The sequence below is a fragment of the Vibrio genomosp. F10 str. 9ZD137 genome (genome assembly GCF_049974785.1).
Taxonomy (GTDB): Bacteria; Pseudomonadota; Gammaproteobacteria; order Enterobacterales; family Vibrionaceae; genus Vibrio.
Genome location: NZ_JBNGCJ010000780.1, coordinates 1 through 2,867, shown reverse-complemented (window position 1 = coordinate 2,867; position 2,867 = coordinate 1). Strand labels below are relative to the sequence as shown.

Below are 2,867 nucleotides of genomic sequence, written 5' to 3'. Positions count from 1 at the left end.
ATTTAATACTATCAGCCACCTGTTTCGCGAGTTCTCGCGTTGGAACCAACACTAGGGCTGTAACATAATTCCCACCAGTATGGCCTTTATTGCTGCCAGAGGGCTTTCCAGCCTGCTTTTGAGTGAAGACATCTTGCAATATTGGCAGCGCAAAGCTTGCTGTTTTACCAGAGCCGGTATTTGCCCCCGCGATTAAATCGCGTCCTGCTAACACGCTTGGGATAGCTTGCGCTTGAATAGGCGTAGGAGATTGATATTCCATCTCAGTGAGTCGAGCAAGCAAGGGTTGAATAAGGCCAAGTTGGTTAAAGTTGGCTGGCGTTGTGGCTGTGGTCATTAAGTTAAGAGGCTCAGGCTAAAAATAGTAGCCGAGTATTTTAGCGTATTTATGCCTTGTTAAGTAGTGTCATGAACAAAAGAGTCATGCCGCCTTATGCGAGTAAGAAGCATGTAGGACGCGTGTAGGGTGTCGACATTCCCCAAAGTCTGTTTACTGAAAGGCTCAGAATCGATCGAAACAGGTGGAAATCACAGTGTTACTTAGACAAGATGCTTACAGTGAGAGGTTTGGCGAAGGGATAGGTAGATTGATTGTAATTAGAGAGTATAAAGATTCTGATGCGAGCGCATTATTCGAGATCGTTTTTAATACGGTCCGTGTTATCAATCGTCGTGATTATTCTCAAGCTCAAGTCGAGGCATGGGCACCTGATTCGCAGGAGCCAGCGAACTGGAAACAGAGAATGAAAAGTTTGACCCCCTTTGTGGCCGTGATGGATGATGTGATTGTCGGTTATGCGGATTTACAACCTTGTGGGCTCATTGATCATTTCTTTTGTCATCATGGATATCAAGGGCAAGGCGTCGGTAAAGCGTTAATGACTCATGTCCTCGCTTCGGGTAATCAACGTGGCGTTAGACGTTTTTATTCAAACGTTAGCATTACAGCACGTCCGTTTTATGAACGCTTTGGCTTCACGGTTATACAAGAGCAGTACGTGGAAATGAGGGGACAAAAGTTAAAGAACTTTGTGATGGAACACACTATTGATTAATGGCTCGCTTTAAGCGTGTTGCTTGTTAAGACATATATGAACTAAAAAGCTCGTCACGAATGGCGAGCTTTTTGTATGAATGACTGTATGAGTACGGAAGTGCTATTTCTTCATCATTTTTGCAAGATCAGCAAATGGGTTGTGCGTCGCAGTCTCATGATCGTCGAGTCTCGCTTCCGATTCCACGCCGTAACGGTCATGATCGGTGTATTTGGAGTGCTCATGATCATGACAGTAAAGGCATAATAACTCCCAGTTACTTCCGTCTTCTGGATTGTTTGTGTGATCATGATCTTTATGGTGAACGGTCAGCTCGCGAAGATTGGAATATACAAATTCCCGTGCGCAGTTACCACACACCCATGGGTAAAGTTTCAATGCTTTATCGCGGTAGCCACTTTCTTTACGTGCATATGCGGCGCTAGAGCCAGTGTAATCTGATGACATGTCCCATCCTATCTTGTTTTATATTACTTTTTTATATTACTTTTTTATATTACTTTTTTATATTGCTTTATTATGTAGCTTCGTATTTTGACCGAAATCTTATCGCATGAGTGTATCACAATTTTTTCAAAGCCCCATTTCCCTAATGGGTATCGATGGCTCGAAATTAGATCTAGACGACTGGTCTAATTTGATTTACAGTTGCGGTATGAATACAAAAACACACGATACACGACAGCATATTTTGGATGTCGGTTACCAGTTACTCGTCGCGAAAGGCTTCACCAGTGTTGGTTTGTCGACATTGTTAAAAACAGCCGATGTGCCGAAAGGTTCTTTTTATCACTACTTTAAGTCGAAAGAACAGTTTGGTGAGGCGTTAATCGAAGACTATTTTAGCCAGTATATTGAACGGATAAATCACCTATTAACGCACAGTGAAGGCAGTGGGCGACAAAGGCTACTGAGCTACTTTGATTTGTGGCTCAATGTGGAAGATGGTCGCTGTAACGCGTATAAATGCTTGGTGGTAAAACTCAGTGCTGAAGTCTCGGATTTATCCCCTTCAATGCGAGAAGCTTTATTACAAGGGGCGACTCAAGTGATCGCTGCTTTGGGTCAATGCATACAAAGTGGTATCGAAGATGGTTCAATTGATACTAGTGCTAATGGAATAGATAGCCATTCGATGGCTCAAACTCTTTATCATCAATGGCTTGGTGCAAGCTTAATGAGTAAGCTCACTCAGAACCAAGAAGGTCTTGAGCAAGCCATGACAATAACAAAACAGCTGTTGAAATAACCTTTCGACTAAAAAAAGAGAATGCCGCCTAAAATTTGGGCGGTATTTTTTGAAAATAACAATAGACGACTGGTCTAATTTGACCAGTTTATAATGACACAAAAGGAACAACCTATGACTCAACCTATTAACCGCCAAATCGTACTGGCTTCTCGTCCTGTTGGGGCACCTACTCAGCACGATTTTCGCATTGAAAATGCTGAAGTACCAACTATTGGTGAAGGTGAAATGTTACTTCGCAGCATTTACCTGTCTCTAGACCCTTACATGCGTGGACGCATGAGTGCGGCTAAATCTTATGCAGATCCTGTTGACATCGATGATGTCATGGTCGGCGCGACCGTGTGTCAGGTTGAGCAGTCAAACCATACTGACTTTCCAGTGGGTGAATGGGTTCTGGCGTACACCGGTTGGCAAGATTATGGGGTGTCGAATGGAGAAGGACTGATCAAATTGGGGCAAGATCCTCAACATCCTTCTTTTGCTTTAGGAATTATGGGCATGCCAGGCTTCACCGCTTATATGGGCCTACTAGATATTGGTCAACCTAAAGCGGGTGATAC

At 43.3% G+C, this 2,867-nt stretch carries 4 protein-coding genes and 1 pseudogene; 3 read left to right on the top strand and 2 right to left on the bottom strand.

Annotation, left to right across the window (positions count from 1 at the left end):
• A partial coding sequence (locus ACP45E_RS18195; RefSeq protein ID WP_141707410.1) for a DEAD/DEAH box helicase occupies positions 1–337 on the bottom strand: 337 nt, incomplete at its 3' end.
• Positions 338–587: 250 nt separating this feature from the next.
• Here ACP45E_RS18195 and ACP45E_RS18190 point away from each other — a divergent pair.
• Entirely contained in the window at positions 588–1,055 is a 468-nt protein-coding gene (locus tag ACP45E_RS18190; RefSeq protein WP_026026489.1) for a GNAT family N-acetyltransferase, read from the top strand.
• A gap of 102 nt (positions 1,056–1,157) precedes the next feature.
• Here the strand turns inward: ACP45E_RS18190 and ACP45E_RS18185 are convergent, their stop codons facing one another.
• Positions 1,158–1,502, bottom strand: a complete 345-nt coding sequence (locus tag ACP45E_RS18185; RefSeq protein WP_017033530.1) for a YajD family HNH nuclease — start codon at positions 1,500–1,502, stop codon at positions 1,158–1,160.
• A gap of 208 nt (positions 1,503–1,710) precedes the next feature.
• On the opposite strand from ACP45E_RS18185, the gene ACP45E_RS18180 reads away from it, so the two are divergent.
• Both ACP45E_RS18180 and ACP45E_RS18175 read left to right on the top strand, forming a co-directional pair.
• Positions 1,711–2,304: a TetR/AcrR family transcriptional regulator gene (locus tag ACP45E_RS18180; RefSeq protein ID WP_026026490.1), complete on the top strand. Its 594-nt coding sequence runs from the start codon at positions 1,711–1,713 to the stop codon at positions 2,302–2,304.
• A gap of 114 nt (positions 2,305–2,418) precedes the next feature.
• Positions 2,419–2,867, top strand: a pseudogene (locus tag ACP45E_RS18175) (NADP-dependent oxidoreductase); the annotation flags it as partial.